The sequence below is a fragment of the Mucilaginibacter sp. L196 genome (assembly GCF_009765905.1).
In the GTDB taxonomy this organism is placed as follows: Bacteria; Bacteroidota; Bacteroidia; order Sphingobacteriales; family Sphingobacteriaceae; genus Mucilaginibacter.
In genome coordinates this window covers 818,555-836,317 of sequence record NZ_LMUO01000015.1, presented here as the reverse complement: position 1 = coordinate 836,317, position 17,763 = coordinate 818,555, and the positions used below count along the sequence as shown (strand labels likewise).

Annotated in this window: 13 protein-coding genes; 3 read left to right on the top strand and 10 right to left on the bottom strand. The window is 40.8% G+C overall.

Going from position 1 to position 17,763, the window contains the following annotated elements:
* Positions 1-11 precede the first annotated feature (11 nt).
* From GSQ74_RS14550 to GSQ74_RS14520, 7 genes are all read right to left on the bottom strand, one after another.
* A complete protein-coding gene (locus tag GSQ74_RS14550; protein ID WP_158994495.1) occupies positions 12-2,297 on the bottom strand; it encodes an arylsulfatase in 2,286 nt (761 codons plus the stop codon).
* A complete protein-coding gene (locus GSQ74_RS14545; protein WP_158994493.1) occupies positions 2,294-3,265 on the bottom strand; it encodes a sterol desaturase family protein in 972 nt (323 codons plus the stop codon). Before GSQ74_RS14545 ends, GSQ74_RS14550 begins: the two co-directional genes overlap by 4 nt.
* A gap of 29 nt (positions 3,266-3,294) precedes the next feature.
* On the bottom strand, positions 3,295-4,737 hold the full coding sequence (locus tag GSQ74_RS14540; RefSeq protein ID WP_158994491.1) for a RagB/SusD family nutrient uptake outer membrane protein: 1,443 nt from the start codon (positions 4,735-4,737) through the stop codon (positions 3,295-3,297).
* 11 nt (positions 4,738-4,748) lie between these two features.
* Positions 4,749-7,874: a TonB-dependent receptor gene (locus tag GSQ74_RS14535; RefSeq protein WP_158994489.1), complete on the bottom strand. Its 3,126-nt coding sequence runs from the start codon at positions 7,872-7,874 to the stop codon at positions 4,749-4,751.
* 1,010 nt (positions 7,875-8,884) lie between these two features.
* Complete coding sequence (locus GSQ74_RS14530; protein WP_158994487.1) at positions 8,885-9,169, bottom strand: RNA polymerase sigma factor; 285 nt, start codon at positions 9,167-9,169, stop codon at positions 8,885-8,887.
* Positions 9,169-9,345 carry a histone H1 gene (locus tag GSQ74_RS14525; RefSeq protein WP_158994485.1) on the bottom strand — a complete coding sequence of 59 codons (177 nt, stop codon included), beginning with the start codon at positions 9,343-9,345 and terminating at the stop codon, positions 9,169-9,171. Before GSQ74_RS14525 ends, GSQ74_RS14530 begins: the two co-directional genes overlap by 1 nt.
* Before the next feature lie 43 nt (positions 9,346-9,388).
* The gene (locus GSQ74_RS14520) at positions 9,389-10,390 is read right to left on the bottom strand and encodes a hypothetical protein (protein ID WP_158994484.1); all 1,002 of its coding nucleotides are present in this window, start codon (positions 10,388-10,390) and stop codon (positions 9,389-9,391) included.
* Positions 10,391-10,660: 270 nt separating this feature from the next.
* Between GSQ74_RS14520 and GSQ74_RS14515 the strand changes: the two genes are divergently transcribed.
* The 3 genes from GSQ74_RS14515 to GSQ74_RS14505 all read left to right on the top strand — a co-directional run bounded on the left by GSQ74_RS14515 (position 10,661) and on the right by GSQ74_RS14505 (position 13,152).
* Entirely contained in the window at positions 10,661-11,473 is an 813-nt protein-coding gene (locus GSQ74_RS14515) for an SDR family oxidoreductase (RefSeq protein WP_158994482.1), read from the top strand.
* A 69-nt stretch (positions 11,474-11,542) separates the two neighbouring features.
* Positions 11,543-12,445 carry an AraC family transcriptional regulator gene (locus GSQ74_RS14510; protein WP_158994480.1) on the top strand — a complete coding sequence of 301 codons (903 nt, stop codon included), beginning with the start codon at positions 11,543-11,545 and terminating at the stop codon, positions 12,443-12,445.
* Positions 12,446-12,687: 242 nt separating this feature from the next.
* Complete coding sequence (locus GSQ74_RS14505) at positions 12,688-13,152, top strand: GNAT family N-acetyltransferase (RefSeq protein ID WP_158994478.1); 465 nt, start codon at positions 12,688-12,690, stop codon at positions 13,150-13,152.
* A 72-nt stretch (positions 13,153-13,224) separates the two neighbouring features.
* Here GSQ74_RS14505 and GSQ74_RS14500 read toward each other — a convergent pair whose 3' ends face one another.
* From GSQ74_RS14500 to GSQ74_RS14490, 3 genes are all read right to left on the bottom strand, one after another.
* Positions 13,225-14,205 carry a metallophosphoesterase gene (locus GSQ74_RS14500; RefSeq protein WP_158994476.1) on the bottom strand — a complete coding sequence of 327 codons (981 nt, stop codon included), beginning with the start codon at positions 14,203-14,205 and terminating at the stop codon, positions 13,225-13,227.
* 613 nt (positions 14,206-14,818) lie between these two features.
* Complete coding sequence (locus tag GSQ74_RS14495) at positions 14,819-17,068, bottom strand: response regulator (protein WP_158994474.1); 2,250 nt, start codon at positions 17,066-17,068, stop codon at positions 14,819-14,821.
* Positions 17,069-17,091: 23 nt separating this feature from the next.
* Entirely contained in the window at positions 17,092-17,688 is a 597-nt protein-coding gene (locus GSQ74_RS14490) for a redoxin family protein (RefSeq protein WP_158994472.1), read from the bottom strand.
* Between the last annotated feature and the right edge of the window lie 75 nt (positions 17,689-17,763).

Sequence of the window (17,763 nt, the reverse complement as noted above, 5' to 3'; positions counted from 1 at the left end):
GAGGTTTATCATTAATGAGTTTCAAATACGACCTTTGTTAAATCGCCGGTAAACGCGAAGGGTACTTTGTAAGTAGGGCTAACTTCTGTATTAGAATCTTTACCAACATCAAAGCCATCATTCAAATTGAAATAGAGGATTCCCCTTTTTAACTTTAATTCACCTGTGGCTACTTTCTCATCGTTTACATAAAGGTTGATGGTACCGGTAGGGCCAAATACCCCTTTGCGGATAAATTCGGCTTTTAATATTGCTTTACCCGGTTTCAACGGGTTTTCGCTTACTACATCTATTGGATCTGAAACGCCGTCATTTTGAACAAAATGTAACTTGTTGTTTTGTATAAAGAAGCTTATTCCGCCAAACCTTCCGCCACCGGCAAACAATACACCCTCTGCGCCATTTTGGGGTATAGTTGTATAGGCTACCGCCGTAAAAGATTGGAAGGCCAGGTTAACCGGTGCTGTAACCAATTGTGAAATCCCGTTATATAGTGTCGCGCTTTTTTTTGCTGATGATGGTATTAGCTTATTGGTTTTACCCATCAGTTCCTTTAGCGGATATACATTGTATTTAATAGCAACGGAATCGAATACTTTTTTTAAATCATCTAGTTTTTGTGGATCGGCAGCGGCCAGATTTTTTGATTCTGTCCAATCTTTATCTAAATGATACAGCTCCCATTCATCCTTGTCAAACTCTCCGCCCAGGTTGTGATAAGCCTCTGCTTTCCATCCGTCTTTATAGATCGACCTGCTACCCGCAATCTCATAATACTGCAACGTGTGTTTGGACGCCGCCTTTGCATTATCAATAGAGTAAGCAAAACTGGTTCCTTGTAAGGGCTCCTGTTTATAACCATTGATAGTATCAGGTAATTTAGCACCTGTCAGGTCAATCGTAGTGGGTAAAAGGTCGATTAGGTGAGTGTATTGGAAACGTATTCCGCCTTTATCTTTAATCCCATTTGGATAAAAAAGAATCAGTGGGTTATGTGTTCCGCCTTCGGCATTCGCATCCTGCTTCCACTCCCTGAAAGGCGTATTTGCTGCCTGCGACCACCCTAAAGGATAATTTGAAGCAGCATATTCCGACCCCAATTTGTCGTACTGTTTGATTAGATAGCTCAAGTCCTGTTTACCATCAATAAGCACTTTATCTCCAATGCTGCTACCTCTGTCAGAACCTTCTTTGCTGGCTCCGTTGTCGCCAATCATTACATAGATCACCGTATTATCCAGTTGACCAATGTCTTTCAAATAATGAATAAGGCGAGCAATCTGATCATCAGTATAACTCAGATAACCCGCATATACTTCCATAAAGCGGGAAAATATATGCTTCTCATCAACCGATAACGAGTCCCATGCTTTTACCCTTGGGTCACGCGGAGGCAGTACGGTGCCTTTGGGTATCAAACCCAGTTTTTGCTGGTTCGCAAAAACTTCAGCCCTGTATTTATCCCATCCGCCATCAAATTTACCTTTGTACTTATCTATCCATTCTTTTGGCGCCTGATGAGGATCATGCGTTGCCCCCGGTGCCAGGTATATGAAAAAAGGTTTATCCGGTTCGCTTGATTTTTGGTTGGCGATATAATTGATCGTTTTATCAATTAAAAGCTCGTTTAAATGTTTAGGGTTAGTATCCCTTTCAATTTTCTGATTCTCTTCCCATAATTGTGGGTGCCATTCATCGGTTTCGGCTTCCAAGAATCCATAGAAATGCTCGAATCCACGGCCTGTAGGCCAGCGATTAAAAGGGCCTGCCTGGGTTTCTTCGGCTGTGGGCGTTAAGTTCCACTTGCCAACGGCATAAGTGTTATAGCCGTTTTCTTTTAATATTTCAGCAACTGTACCTGTTTCGAATGGGATCCGGCCATCGTAACCCGGTGTGCCGATAGCGGTGAAGGTGAACAGCCCCATATGTACCGCATGGTGGTTGCGCCCGGTAAGCAATGCCGCACGTGATGGCGCGCATATACCTGTAGTGTGAAAATTGGTGTAACGCAAACCATTTGCCGCCAATGTGTCAAACGTTGGCGTGCTGATTAAACCGCCGAAGGTGCTGGAAGCGCCAAAGCCTACATCATCCAGCAAAAGCCAAATTACGTTCGGTGCGCCTTTGGGTGCTTTTTTTGCTTCGGGGTACCATTCTGTGGTTTCATCTACCGTCTTCCCGATTTTGCCCTGGAATACTGGTTTGGGATCATGCTGCGCGAAGGCAGACTGGCCTAATATTAATAGCGTACCGGCAAGGAAGACGATCTTCTTACTTGAAATTGTGATATTTCTCATCTGTTTGGGTTTGAAATAGATTCTTTGGTAAGTGAATAGATCAGTCGTTGTGATTTTATCGGCTTGATCTTATAGTCATCTGACGGTGATTGTTCTACTGGTATATCTTCGCGCACAGCGGGGCCGCTTTTAGCCAGTTCGCTACCTTCCCGGCTGGATTTGAATATAGGCCAGAATAGCTGTGCATACCACTCGTCACCCTCGTAATGCGAGATGCCATATGCCTCAGGATATTGCCTTGATATATGCGCGGTGCCGAAAATTACATCCCACAGAAAAAACATATTACCAAAGTTGCCTTTGTAATAACCCACGCCATCATCTGTAGAACTTGAGTGATGCGCATGGTGCGTTGCCGGGGTTGATATAAGCCTTTCCAACACCCATGCTACCGGATGCAGTACTTTATATTTATAAAAAGGTTTATCCCACTTAATGCTGGAGTGAGCAAAAACGGTGATGAGTGTTTTTAAAGCGCTAACAAATATTGCCGGGTAGCCTAACCCAAGATATATTAAAATAGTGGTGAGGTATATCTGCGAGAACAGGAAGGTATAAATAACATTTTGCCTGCTGGCCATTGCCATACCCATGTACGGCGCTGAGTGATGCGTACGATGGAAACGCCATAAAAATGGTATTTGATGATGCAGCCGGTGATACCAGTATTGTGTAAGGTCATCAGCAATGGCTATGGTAATAAAGCCCCATATAAAAGGCACCCACGAGAATATGTTTTTATACTGTGGTATTACATCCGGTAAAAATTTAAGGCCCAGGAATGCTATAACCGGATAAAGAATAATGGGAGGAAAAACAAAGCTGAAAATATTAAGCAGGCTCTCGTTTTTTGTCCACTTTTTTTCATAAAGGCCCAGTGAAAACTCTACTACACCGAGTAACAGGATTATAGCCGGGAACCCCCAGGTGTTTATACTTTTAGCGATTGTTTCAATAAAATGTATCATAATTGTTGTTTTTTAGTGTTAATTCGATCTTAGTTGGTATAGCCCGGATTTTGTGTTAAATCAGGGTTTATGCTGATCTCGCTTGCGGGAATAGCGAATAAGTAATTCTTGGTGCTAACATTGGTTTTTGAGGCAACTTTTAATACTGCTTGTACCAGTTGCTTGGTTCTTACTAAATCAAACCAGCGTTGGGCTTCCTGTACAAATTCGCGCCTGCGTTCCGCATACAAAGAATCGCGAAATGCAGCTTGCGAAAGCCCCGGAGTTAGGTTGCCTGTATTGGCACGAACCCGCACCTGATTAAGCGCAGCATATGCGGCAGCTACCGGACCTTGAGTTTCGTTTAGTGCTTCGGCGTACATTAGCAGTACATCGGCATAACGAAGGATTGGAAAGTTGATATTGCTTTGTCCCGGTGTTGCTAATTCGCTTCTATCTACAAACTTCCCAAAATAGAAGGTTGGGAAATTATACACTAAACCTGTTGCAGGATTAACCAATGAGGTGTAAAAAGTAACCGCTTTGCGTGTATCGGTATTGCTAAACTGTTTATAAACAGAGCTGTCGGCCGGGATGTCGGCCGGCACATTGCCAACAAAGCCCGCGAAATTCGCGCCCATTAAGGTACTGCTGTTGCCCAACCCTCCGTTTGATGATATTTGAGCAGAAAAAATATGCTCTACACCATTTTTTGTAGCCGGATTAAACACATCGGCATAATTAGGGAAAAGCGCATAACCATATGGACCATTAATTACCTCCAACGCTTTACTTACTGTGGCCGTCCAGTTTTGTTGGGTTAAATAAACCTTAACCAAAAGCGACTTGGCAGCACCGCCGGTAGCCCGGCCTATGTCTGCCCCAGAGTAACTTGATGGAAGGTTTTCCGCATCCGTTAAATCCGCTATAATTTGCGCGTACACTGTAGCTGTCGGCGTCCTGTTAACGTTTAAGCTGCTTAAGTTTGAGGCATCTGCCGGGTTATGAAGCACCAGCGGAACATCACCATAAAAACGAACCAGGTTAAAATAAAACAAGGCCCTTAAAAATTTCGCCTCACGTACTAAACGCGACCTTAGTGTTGTATCAAACTGGATGGTTGGAATAGCGTCGATAGCGGCATTGGCCCTGCTGATACCAGTATAATTCTGGCGCCAGATCACCTGTAGCCTGTCATCGGTAGCCGTGTAGGTTATTGAACTTAACGCCCTAACATTCGGGTTAATAGCCGATGGGCCTGCGGCGAGGTCATCCGTTGTCATATCGGCTAAAAAGTTAATCTCACGGCCGTATAGCGGCTGTTCTGTGCCATCGCTTATGAGTTCGCTGTAAATAGCGGTTACGCCAGCAGTAGCGTCAGACTGCGTTTTGAAGTACTGGGTAGTAGTGATGTATGAAGTCGGATTCTCGGCCAACTTGTTGCAAGCGGTTAGAACACTTGCGGTAATTATCAATAATAGTAGCTTTTTCATTGTTGGATGAATTAAAAAGTGACGTTTAAACCAAGCAAATAGGTTTTGTAGTTAGGGTAAGCGCCATAGTCGATGCCTTGTGCGGTGTTGTTCTGTTCAAAACTGCTTACCTCAGGATCGTAACCGGTATATTTTGTCCAGGTTACCAGGTTTTGGGCAGATACATAAAGCCTGATTTGTTTAGCATGGATCTTGGTTAACACCGCATTGGTAAATGTGTAGCCTAATACCAGGTTCTTTAGGCGCAGATAAGAGGCGTTTTCCACAAACTGACTTGACATTTGGGCCACCGGGTTATTCGACGCACGTGGAATAGTATTGCTTGGGTTTGTCGGTGTCCAACGGTTAGCAACATCGCCCCAGGCATTTTGAGAAAGGTTAGTGATCTCGAGCTGCTGGCGTAATGCATTATAAATTTTGCCACCATATGATCCTTGTAAAAACACAACCAGATCAAACCCTTTGTAGGTGAACGTGTTGGTTAGGCTCCCGGTAAATTTAGGTTGTACACTACCGAGGTTTGTTTTATCAGCCGTGGTAATTACACCATCATTATTGGTATCCTGGTAACGGACATCGCCCGGTTGGGTATTAGCTTTACTATTTAACGTTGGATATTGCGCTATTTGAGCTGCATTTTGGAATATACCAACAGTTTTATATCCCCAAAACGTACCCAAAGGCAATCCTACCTTTATAATTTCAGGCTGTAACACGCCTAAAGTAGTACCCGGTATAGTTGGGAAAAATGAGGTTTCGTTATTGCCAAGGCTTAATACTTTATTGCGGTTTTCGGAGTAAACTAAAGCTGTTTTCCAAACAAATCCATCGCTATTAATATTCTCCGTGTTTATCCCTATCTCTATACCTTTATTTTCTACACTACCAATATTTTGCAGAGAAAGAGAATATCCTGATGACAAAGGAACCGGTACAGCCAATAATAGATTAGTAGTTTTCTTGTAATAAGCGTCAAAAACAAAGTTTATCTTGTTATCCAATAATCCTAAATCAATACCACCATCGTATTGCGCGGTTTTCTCCCATTTTAAATCTGCGTTAGCCAACTGTGTTTGCGCCAGCCCTACTACTTGTGTATTATTAAAGTCGTAATTAAAGGGGCTGAATAGCGCTAATGATTGGTACTCGCCTATTTCCTGGTTTCCGGTTTCTCCGGCGCTTAACCTTACTTTAAGGTTGCTTACGGCAGGAGCACTTTTTATGAAATCTTCTTCACCGGCATTCCATGAAAATCCTGCTGACGGGAAATAACCCCATTTATTGCCTGCACCAAATCTTGATGATCCATCGGCCCTGCCTGATACTGTAAAATTATATTTATGCTGATAAGAATAATTGATCCGGGCCAGGTAAGAATCCAATGCCCAGCTATAAGCATTTGAGGTTGGTGTTAGAATTTGTGAACCACTTTGTAAACTGTTGTAGCTTGTTAAATTGCTCACAAAATCTTTTGAACCAGCGGTTAGGGATTCGTTACTTAAATATTGAGTAGTGTAACCAGCCAATATATTTAGCTCATGATCATTATTAATCGTTTTGCTGTAAGTAAGGGTATTTTCATCCAGCCAGCTGTTTGATGATGCAGCACCGACAGTCGCGTAACCTAAAGTTGAGTAACCATCGCCTGTATAGGACGGCGCGTAAAAATTAGATTTTGAGTTGATGAGATCGGCACCAAGGCTAACCTTCGCTTTTAATCCCGGGGCGAGTGTATATTCAGCAAACAGGTTACCTAATGATCTGTTCACTTTGGTTTGATTAACAATGGAAAGCAAATCCTGTATCGGGTTTGATGGCGTTGTTGAATAAGTATTCAATACGTAATTGCCATTAGCATCCTTTACCGACAGTACCGGCGGAGTAGTTAATATATTGGTGATAATATTGGGGCTATTTAAGCTATTGGAAGCAATATTAGATGCAGCACCCTGTGATGTGGAATAGCTGGTAGTCGCGTTAATACCTACGTGAAAGTTTTTCGATATGTCCCTATCGTAATTAAACCTTAAAGAATATCTTTTAAAATCGGTATTGAGTAAAATACCCTCCTGGTTGAAGTAATTGCTGGAGATATTGTAGCGTGATTTTTCATCGCCGCCAGAGAAGGTCAATTCATCATTTTCTACCGGGGCTGTTCTGAAAGCGGCATCCTGCCAATTGGTTCCAGTGCCAAACGCAGCTATTTGAGCCGATGTAAATGATGGGGGCTGATTAGAACTGGCCAATATACTATTGCGCAATTCCGCCCACTGCGTGGCATCTAAAAGCGGGACTTCCTTGCTTATTTTTTGGAGGCCATAATAAGTTTGAAATGTAACATCATTTGTTCCTCTTTTACCCTTTTTAGTGGTTATTATGATAACGCCGTTAGCCCCTCTGGAACCATATATAGCGGTTGCTGATGCATCCTTTAATACCTCTATCGATTCAATATCCGAAGGGTTTATGGTTGATAATGCATTTACAGCGCCGCCCGTACCTGCACTGCTGCTGATGGTGGTATTATCGTTATACACCGGAAATCCGTCAATAACATATAGCGGCTCGTTACCGCCGGTAATGGAGTTACCACCACGTATCCTAACACTAGCTGATGCACCCGGCTGGCCTGAACTTTGGGTAACCTGAACACCCGGAGCAGCACCTCTTAATAAGTTATCAACCGATGAGGAAACCTGGCTTAAATTTGATTTGGGTACCGTGGATATAGCGCCGGTAATATCGCTTCGCTTTTGTGTACCATAACCTACAATAACTACATCGTTTAATTGTGATACCTTATCAGATAATTGAATGTTAACCGGGCTACCTGTGGCATATACTTCCTTGGTTTTGTACCCAATAAAGCTAACCACTAATGTATAAGGCAATTTTTGCCCTGTAACAAAACTAAACCGGCCATCAGAACCGGTAACCACTTCGTGCGTTACGCCTTTAATACGTAACACCACACCGGTTATGGGTTGTTTGGTAGTACTATCGGTAACAATACCATCGATCCTGGAGTTAATGATCGGCACTTCTGTTTGGGCGAAGGCCATACCAGGAATGGCTAGAAATAACAGGACGCCAATAATCCCGGAAAGAAAACGTTTAGTATGGATATATATTTCCATATATATATGTGTGTTTTATGTTAATGATTCAATTCGTTCGTAAAACTTTGATGATCAGTGTGTGATTCGCAGTCGTTGCTGATCTATCAAGTAATTGACCGGCAAGGCTTCCTTGCCGGTTTGCTTTTCTGCTTGTTATAATTTCATAAGTGCAATTAATTAGGGGTTTTAATATTGCAGGCTCAACGGTATGAGGGTTGCCTAATACCAGTAGATACCAATTCGTTAAAGGTCAGTGGGGGGCGTGTCGTTTAATTAACAACAACAGGTACAGCAGCTGTGTTGAGCGCCGCATACAACGTGGACAAAAGAAATGGGTTGACGTAAAAATGTTGTCATTCGTTTGTTTTTACGCCGCAAATATATAATTTCTTTTTATATTCTATAATATATATAGGAATTATAGAATATAAAAAGATAATTAAACTTTTACCCTATCCTTCTCCTTTCCCTATACTGGGGAAAGGTATGGCACGAGGCCCACATTTTATATTTTTAGTGATTAAAACATCCAGGAAGCTGTTTAACGATGATTAAATGTTGTTGTTTTATATGAACACAAAAAATCAAACGTCATTGCGAGGAACGAAGCAATCTCTACATTGGCAAGACGATTAGAAGGATATTGAATTTGCACAGCCGCTCTGTAAAGTATAGAGATTGCTTCGTTCCTTACAGCAATGACGATAGTTTTTAAACAGATTTTAAGGAGTACTTCCTGGTATCAGCATAAAAAAAGAAAGAGCTCCTGATGGGCAGGAACTCTTTACAACCAATTATAAACCTAGATGAGAAGACAATTATTATGAGGTCAGTCAAATAAAAATTTTCAATTACTTGATGCAAATATATAAAATATTCTATTAAATCTATCGATTTAATAGAATATTTATAATTATTATTCTTTATCCTTTACAAAAGGCTGATTTTCAGTCAGAAAAAATTCAATTACTAAATCGTTTTTTCCAGTAAACATATCGGTTACTTTTAGTCTATTTAAAACTTCCATATTAATTAGCTCCGGGAAACTCCATATGCTCAAATATTTTACCGGGTGGGTTAACGATATCAAGGCACTCTTTTTCTATTAGTTTAAATATTTCATCGTGTACTGCGGCCAATAGAAAGTCTAAGATATTTTCCTTGTTCGCCTGATCTTTATTTAACCATAACTGAAAAAATGCTTCCTGTGTTACTTCAGTAGCCGTGTCGGCATTGACCACACGTTTAAATGCAGAAGTGTATACCTGTTGCCAGTATTTTTCAAAAAGGGTGTCAAAAAAATCGCTATCCATTACTTCCTCTTCTTCTTTTCTGATATTTCCTGGCGCACAGCTGTTGCCGAAATTTTAACCTGTTGCAGTGTACGGCGCAAACGGATTCCGGCTGTACTATTACCTTTTTCGAAAAACGCAACCGCATCTTTATCAGCTAAAGCAATCAGCTCCTTTAAATTCTTATAATTTTCCATATGTTATACTATTGTGTTATACTTAAACTAAACGTGGAAATATCTAATTTCGGTTGGTAATTAACAAATTTTGTCTGTCGCCGGTATCGGTATTATCAAACTTGCCTTCGAGGAGGCTTTGGCCGGTAACGCCGGGATTATTACCACTACCCAATGGCCAGCTGCCTTTGGTATCCCAAACTTTGAGCCCGGCCAGCGCTGCCGCTTTTAAACCAAAATCGGTGCAGTTATTTTTACTAAGGTGATAAGCGATGTTGTGATATTGCCGGGTGAGCGCCAATATTTTATTAAAACGGCGTTTGGAAATAAACTTACCCAAAACCTCATCCCAGGCATGTTCCGAGTCATCTTTAAATGTTGAGGACGTTGAAGGTATAAGGGGCGTGGCAGAAAGTGGATTATCTTTTTTGGGATAAAATCCATAAGAAATAGCCGCATAGGTAGAGTCGGAATTATATTTGATAAGGGTAATAAAAGTATGCCCTGTATTAGCCAATTTAAAAATTTGGGGTTTGCCCCGAACAGGCTGTTTAACATGAAAAACCAGCGCGTAAGCGATAGCGGTTTTACCATCATCAAATGTTGCACTGATTCTTTCATTGCTGATGGGCTTACTGTTGATTTCTTTATCAGTATCGGCGCCAAGCAGTTTTTCTTGTTTTACAAGCAACGAATCGTCATTTAATGTAATAGGCAGATCAGTTGTACCGATGCTGTCGCTTTCTGGCTGCATAGTTTTAAAAAAGCATTTCATTGCCAGCGGGTAAAGCCTCAACCGGGTTAATAAATTGGCCAGGTAATATAGCCGTTTAATTCTCGCCGGGTTATAATTGACATTACCAGTCTCTACCTCCTTTAGATAGTCAATAAGCTCTTTTTTTTGCTCGACCCTGCTTACCTTTATCTCCGCACCGATAACGTTAGTGGTATACCGGGGCTCATCATTAACCGCAGTTAAATAGACAGGAGATTGCGCTGAAGCCGTTCGGGCAAAAAGGTAAGTAATTAGTACAATAAGAAAAAGGAAGTTAAATCGAAAGTTCATGGGCTTTAAAAAAATGAAGTTGTATAAGCGAAGAATGGCTTAAAGGCAACAATAACATTTTTTTTCGGTAGTAATCATGGTACAAATGTAAGAATTTTTAAATACTCTACAATATTAGTAGACTTTTTTTAGTCTTATAACAGCTATCATCACCCCATTTGTATAAATCATAAAAATTACACCTTGAAATGTATAAGAGATCAGTTGAAAAATATAAGTTGAGCAGTGTGCTTTAGTAGACTTTTGCTTTAGAAATTTAAATATAAAGCAATGAAAAAGACAGTATTAATAACAGGGGCTTCATCCGGATTTGGAAAAGTAGCCGCTAAATTATTTCACACTAAAGATTGGAACGTAATTGCCACCATGCGTTCACCTGAAAAAGAAACGGAACTATCTATGCTGAACAATGTTTTTATCACCAAGCTGGATGTGACCGATAAGCAAAGCATAAAAAACGCCGTGGCAGCGGGCATTGAGAAATTTGGCAAAATTGATGTATTGGTAAATAACGCGGGTTATGGCGCACTGGGTGCATTAGAAGCCGCCCCGGAAAAAGAAATCAGAAAGCAGTTTGAAGTTAATTTTTTCGGGTTGATAGAAGTGACAAAAGCGGTATTGCCGGGTATGCGTCAACAAAAATCGGGCACTATTATTAATGTTTCTTCTGTTGGCGGGAGGATTACGTTTCCGTTCTCTTCCCTTTATCATGCCACTAAATTCGCGGTAGAGGGTTTGACGGAATCTTTGCAGTATGAACTGAACCCGTTCGGTATCAATTTAAAAATAGTTGAACCCGGCGGTTATAAAACTGAATTCTCGGGCCGATCATTGACGCTTTTACAAGCTGATGGTTTAGATGGTTATAAAACCTCGTTTGATAAATTTATCGGCATGTTGAATAATTGGCCAATGTCGGAGAATATTAGTGAAGTAGCTGAAGCCATTTATGAAGCCGCGACAGATCGTACTGAAAAATTACGCTACCCTGTAGGGCATGATGCCGCTCACTTGATAGAAGCCAGGCAGCAAATGACTGATGTGGATTTCAAAAAAATGATGCTTGCTCAAATGAGTATCTAAAAACTACTGGCTGCCCGAAATTTGGGCAGCCAGTGGTTTTATTGGTAACTTTATAACAAAGGAAAAAACATGCCGGATAAATATATTGATCTTCAGTCTATCAGCGATTTGCATAAACTGGTAAAATACGCGCCGCCAAAACATCCACTGGTAAGCGTGATAGACCATGCCGACTTTTATCGGAAACGCCCGAAGGAGGATGTTTTATACCGCTTCGGCTTTTATACCATTTCCTGCAAAAAACTTGAAGGTTTGTTAAAATATGGTAAAGGATATTACGATTTCAGTGAGGGCTCCCTGTTATTTACCGCGCCGGAGCAGGTTATAGCGCCCGGGCCGGATGTTATTGTTGAAGAAGGTTGGGCATTATTTATTCATCCCGATTTGATACATGGAACCGATTTGGGTAAAAAGATACATCAATATACGTTTTTCAATTATGAGGCCAACGAAGCCCTGCATATTTCGGAAGAGGAGAAAATCATTATTAAAGATTGTGTGGCAAAGATTGAAAGAGAATACTCGCAAAATATAGACAAGCATTCGCAAGGCCTAATCGTTAGTAATATTGAGTTGTTGCTTAATTACTGCAGCCGCTTTTACGACCGGCAATTTTACACTCGTGCAAAAGTTAACTCAGATGTGCTGCAACAGTTTGAAAAGCTTTTGAAAGACTATTTTTCGCAAAGCACCCTAATTGAAACAGGCTTGCCGAATGTTAAATATTTTGCTTCCCGGCTTAACCTATCGCCTAATTATTTATCCGATCTGTTAAGCAAATTTACAGGCAAAACCACGCAGGAACATATCCACCTTGAACTGATAGATAAAGCTAAATCACTGTTGTGGGGCACAAATAATTCTATTAGCGAGATTGCTTATGGGCTTGGATTTGAACACCCTTCGCACTTTACAAAAATATTCAAATCGAAGACTGGGAAATCGCCGAGCGAGTATAGGCATTTGAATTAGTGGAAGTTTAAAATTGGTGCGGTGAAAACACTATAGTGTTCGAAAGATGAGGTTTGCTTCTTTTCGAATAAATTTTTATAAAAAAAGAGAGGGATGTCATGCTGAGGCACTTTTTTAATCTTCCTAACACCTATAGTTAAAATACCTACCGCAGGTTGAATTGTTAAATAACCGATGTTCAGTACTTTTGTTTATACGGTATGCAAATCATGTTTCGTTAAAATAGTTTCCATAAATAATCAATGAACTCAGAACTTAAATTCAGACTGGCTACTCAAGACGATCTTCACGATATTATAAGAATGCTTGCCGATGATGTGCTTGGCGCGAAGCGTGAAAATATAGAGGGAGAGTTGTCCGAAAAAATTTTGCAGGCTTTTAAACGAATTGATAGCGACCCTAACCAGGAGCTGACTATAGTTGAATTAAACGGCGAAAAAGTGGCAACATTTCATCTGACTTTTATCCAGTACCTGAATTATAGCGGCGGCCTCAGGGCCCAGGTTGAGGCGGTAAGAACGGATTCTAAATACCGTGGCAGGGGTATAGGCACCCAGGTTTTTCAATACATTATTAATCGTGCCAAAGAACAAGACTGCGATTTAGTTCAGCTTACTACCGACAAGAAAAGAAGTGATGCGATCCGGTTTTATCAATCCTTAGGTTTCAACCCTACGCATGAGGGAATGAAACTTAAATTAAAATAAGGAGATCAAATCACTTGTTGTTTTCGCAAGGTCTCTTTCAGAAGATCCTGCGGGAACGGGAAAAGTCCCCTCCTATCTGGTAAGCTCCGTTTCGTATAACATCGTACCGATATTATTTACAGCTTTAACATTTAACCTTTTACTATCCAAAGAAAAATACAGAAAGCCATTTTCCGAAGCTTGGAAACGGCTACCAGGAACGCCCGGCGTTACCGCTGTCAGCTCTGAGCCTGCACCTGAAATAAATTGGTGAACAAAATTATCTGGTTTAAGATGCTGCAGAGAGTGATCGTGTCCGGATAAATAAACATCAATTTTATAATCCTCAAATATTTTTGTCAGCGTCCGCCGAACGGTTAAGGTATCATAATTATTAATACGCGGGCCTGCAGTATAACAAGGGTGATGCCCTACAACAATTTTCCATTTTATATCAGCAGAGGCATTTACCAAAGTATCTTTTAACCAGGCTATTTGCGTTGCTGAATAATCCATTTTATCCTCGTGCAAAAAAGAGTCGGTATCTATCATTATAAAAAGTGCCTTGTCCTTTATATTAACATCTTTACTTAGGTTAATCTCCTTTGAATAATAGGTGGCTGGCATATCCCAGCGGCGGCTTACTTTACTGTAACGCACTTGCGCACCCGCATCGGCCAGATGATCGTGATTACCTAAAACCGGGTACCAATCGCATTGCAGCGAATGCGCGGTATATACATTTTCAAAAGAATAGTGAAATAAGGGATCCTGCTCGCTGATGACGCCCTTAGGATAAAAATTATCACCCACAGAGATCACAAAGTTATTCGGGTGCGAAGCTCCCCATAAACCCATTTGTTGCGCTACCTGTAATTGATCATATTCGCCATTGCGCCCCCAATCACCTATCGCCATAAAGTGCAGCTTGTAATCATCCTGTAAGATAGAGGGCGACAAATCATCGCTCTGCAAATGTGTTATTCCAGGCTCTGCCGAAGCAATAAAAGGCCCTACCAATGTTGCACCTATGGCTGCTATCGCTGCGTTTTTAACAAAATCTCTGCGTTCCATTTCAATGAGGTTTTAGTAATAAGGGTGATATAATTGCTCTATTTATATACATCAAACAAAATATTTTCACAATGGATATTATATGTGCATTGAAAAGGTGTTCAACTTTTAAACTAATAATTTTATTAATTCCGGCAATTTATATTGTTGACTAAAATTTGTTAAAATTTTAATATTGTTGCGTTTATATTTAGCATTTATTTACGTAAACGTTTACGTAATACTATTGTACCCGTGCACTGTTTTTCATAAACCACAGCATCCTAATGGATAATATTAATATAAAGAAACTTGCCCTGGAGTTTTAAATCAGTCAGCCGCCACTATGTTAAGGACTCTCCAACCTGATCTGTATCAAATAAGTCGACCATGAGCTTGTGTTAGCGGTGATTCATTGTTGTATAGATGCTATTCTAATTTAAATCATCTTTAAATTATTTCGACCTTAATATGCCAGGGGGTACAAAGGCGTGGGGTCCGAGTCCCTTCTTCCGCACAGTTAATTAGTGATTTGGGAAGTACGAGTTCGAATCTCGTTCCGGTTAAATCTAAAGACAGCACACACGGCAGGTGTGCGCCAGCATAAGGATATGGACGGAAGAAGAGCGTAATATTAATCGTATTGCGGTTTCAGGCTGATGGTATGCCACTTGCTTAATTTATTCATCAGTTCGTCTAGTTTTACCGGTTTGGAAATGTAATCATCCATACCGGCCTGCAGGCATAGTTGCTGATCGGTATCCATAGCATTAGCTGTAAGCGCTATAATTACGGGCTGCTTTATATTTATCGCCCTGATCATTCTTGTAGCTTCAAGGCCATCTATTATCGGCATTTGCATATCCATTAGTATTAGGCTATATAGCCCTTCCTGCATCACTTTAACCGCTTCTTTACCATTGTTAACTATATGCGGTTGGTAACCCATTTTGTTGAGGATGTGTTTGATAACATGCTGGTTTACCTCGTTGTCTTCGGCAATTAAAATATTGAAAGGGTATTGATCACAAAAATCTACCGAGAGCTTACTCCTTATAGTCACCTCTTCCTGTTTCGCCGATCTGTTTCTTAAAGCTGTAAATACTTGTTTGCTTAATACTTGTTGTTTTATCGGTTTGTTCATAATGGAGATAAACATCTTGCGCTCATCGCTTTTAAACTCCTCGCCGATGGAACTGAGCAAGATAATTGGCAGTTGCGGATAGCTTTCCTTTATTAGTTTAGCCAGCATCATGCCATCCATTACCGGCATCTCCATATCGGTAATTACCAGGTCTACTTGTTTATCTTTTTGCAGGGCCACGAGTGCTTCGGCGCCTGAGCTGGTAAGTATTGGGCGGAGGTTCCAGTTTTCGAACTGGCGTTTTAAAATGGCAAGGTTGGTTTGGTTATCATCCACCACCAATATTTTTTTTCCTTTCAGGTCGTCTATATTAAAACTATCGGCCGCAGCGGAATTGTTCATACCAGCCATGGTATTAATGGTGAAGTAGAAAGACGATCCTTCGCCATCTTTGCTTTCCACATTGATCTCGCCATCCATCAAGTGTACCAATTTTTCGCAGATGGCAAGGCCTAAGCCGGTACCGCCGTATTTACGTGTAGTGGAAGAATCGACCTGCGAGAATGCTTTGAAAAGCCTGTGTAATTTATCTTGCGGTATACCGATACCCGTGTCCCAAACATCAAAACGCAATGTCATATTTCCATCTACACCAATTTTATGGATATCTACCTTTATACCGATTTCTCCCTTTTCAGTAAATTTAATAGCATTACTTAGCAGGTTTATCAGCACTTGCTTAAGCCGCAATGGGTCGCCCATGATGTTTGTCGGTACACCTTCAATAATTTCGTAAACCAGATCCAGCTTTAGTTCTGCTGCTTTAACCGCGAACATATCCAATACATCCTCAATACATTGGCGCAAACTAAAGTCGTCGCGCTCCAACTCCAGGTTTCCTGATTCTATTTTGGAGAAATCAAGTATGTTATTAATCACATGGATCAATGTTTCGCCGCAGTTGATTATGGTATCGGTAAACATGCGCTGCTCATCATTCAAAGCGGTCTCGTTAAGGAGGGACGACATACCGATAACACCGTTCATAGGTGTGCGGATCTCGTGGCTCATGGTGGCAAGGAAGATGCTTTTTTCCTGGTTGGCCTGTTCGGCGGCCTGCCTGGCCTCCAGCAACTCCTTGTTTGATGATAGTAATTGCTGGTTGGAATGTTCCAGCAACTCCTGGTTCTGCTTGCGCTCTAAGGACAGCATTGCCTCTTGCTGCAATTCGGCCATCTTCATGGTCTGTACAACCTGCTGTTCGTTATATTTACGGAGCTGGTATGACCATAGGCCGCAGATAAACATGATTACACCGGTTAGTAAAACGTGTATGATAAATGTTTGCAGATCGAAGTAATTCAACTGCGTAAAATAAATACCGCCGACACCTATATCCTGCAAATAACTAAATGTAGCGTGATGTATAACCACCACAATAAGCAAGGGTAATTGCAGCTTCCATTTTTGATAGGTAATGAGTATGGCGCTGCTGATAAATGCAAAAAAGTGCATCTCGAACATGCCGTGCATCTGGTAAATAAACTGGGCCATAAATATTCCCAGTACGGCACTCAATACATACTGATACAGCGATGATTCAGGCAATAATAGCTTAGTAGAATAATAAGCCAATACACAAATACCACCTATACCGACAGCAATTAACCAGGTATCGTAAAAAAATGCCAGACCCAGGCCCACCAAAAAATAAAAGGCCAGGAAATAGTTTATGAGCTTATCAGAACGTTCCTTAACTTCAGACTGAAATATCAGGTTTTGTGTTAGTGTTGCTTGCAAAATATATTGAATTAGATCGGCATTTAATATTTACAGTTTGCTAACCGGCAACCATAGGAAGTTAGCGCCAGCTTGTTGAAAAACAGTTTTTTGTTATTATCAAGTAACCCGTTGATTGCCTGCTGAGCGTAATTTGTTTTTTCGTCGGTACAATAACGGCTGATGTTGTAATTACCACGGTAATATAACTTCCCTTTATTATCAATAAGGGCCACCTGCGGCGTGGAGTAAACCCCGCATGCAAGCGCTATGGATTGATCGAATGTTACGGGGATAGCCAGATCAAATTTATCCTGAATTTCCTTTGCGGTATAAGTTCTATCGCTGATTACAACAATTACGAAATTTACTTTTTGACCGTATTGGGCAACCAACGATTTAAACATTTTTATATTAAACCTTGAACATGGACACACTGGATTAAAAAAATGCAAAAACAGTGGCTTAGTGCCATCTGTTTTTAGTTTGGCACTTAATTTAATTAGCTCACCTGGATTTACCGCCTTGTAATTTTGCGGTACGGGAGTAGGTAATTGATATTGAAGTTCGTTATACCAAAATAATGCCCCGATTGCCCCGAGTAACACTACTAGCCATGTGATTACCAATATTTTTTTCATGTCGATAATTTTCTACGCACAAAAATAGTAAATGTTGCTAATGATACCTGAATGGAGCAATTTACTCTTTTTAGG

What these genes read in the sequence shown, in the direction of transcription:
- GSQ74_RS14510 (WP_158994480.1), top strand. Translation starts at nt 11,543, where the DNA reads ATGCCGGATAAATATATTGATCTTCAGTCTATCAGCGATTTGCATAAA.
- GSQ74_RS14525 (WP_158994485.1), bottom strand. Translation starts at nt 9,345, where the DNA reads ATGGAAAATTATAAGAATTTAAAGGAGCTGATTGCTTTAGCTGATAAA.
- GSQ74_RS14500 (WP_158994476.1), bottom strand. Translation starts at nt 14,205, where the DNA reads ATGGAACGCAGAGATTTTGTTAAAAACGCAGCGATAGCAGCCATAGGT.
- GSQ74_RS14505 (WP_158994478.1), top strand. Translation starts at nt 12,688, where the DNA reads ATGAACTCAGAACTTAAATTCAGACTGGCTACTCAAGACGATCTTCAC.
- GSQ74_RS14530 (WP_158994487.1), bottom strand. Translation starts at nt 9,169, where the DNA reads ATGGATAGCGATTTTTTTGACACCCTTTTTGAAAAATACTGGCAACAG.
- GSQ74_RS14540 (WP_158994491.1), bottom strand. Translation starts at nt 4,737, where the DNA reads ATGAAAAAGCTACTATTATTGATAATTACCGCAAGTGTTCTAACCGCT.
- GSQ74_RS14550 (WP_158994495.1), bottom strand. Translation starts at nt 2,297, where the DNA reads ATGAGAAATATCACAATTTCAAGTAAGAAGATCGTCTTCCTTGCCGGT.
- GSQ74_RS14515 (WP_158994482.1), top strand. Translation starts at nt 10,661, where the DNA reads ATGAAAAAGACAGTATTAATAACAGGGGCTTCATCCGGATTTGGAAAA.
- GSQ74_RS14520 (WP_158994484.1), bottom strand. Translation starts at nt 10,390, where the DNA reads ATGAACTTTCGATTTAACTTCCTTTTTCTTATTGTACTAATTACTTAC.
- GSQ74_RS14535 (WP_158994489.1), bottom strand. Translation starts at nt 7,874, where the DNA reads ATGGAAATATATATCCATACTAAACGTTTTCTTTCCGGGATTATTGGC.
- GSQ74_RS14490 (WP_158994472.1), bottom strand. Translation starts at nt 17,688, where the DNA reads ATGAAAAAAATATTGGTAATCACATGGCTAGTAGTGTTACTCGGGGCA.
- GSQ74_RS14545 (WP_158994493.1), bottom strand. Translation starts at nt 3,265, where the DNA reads ATGATACATTTTATTGAAACAATCGCTAAAAGTATAAACACCTGGGGG.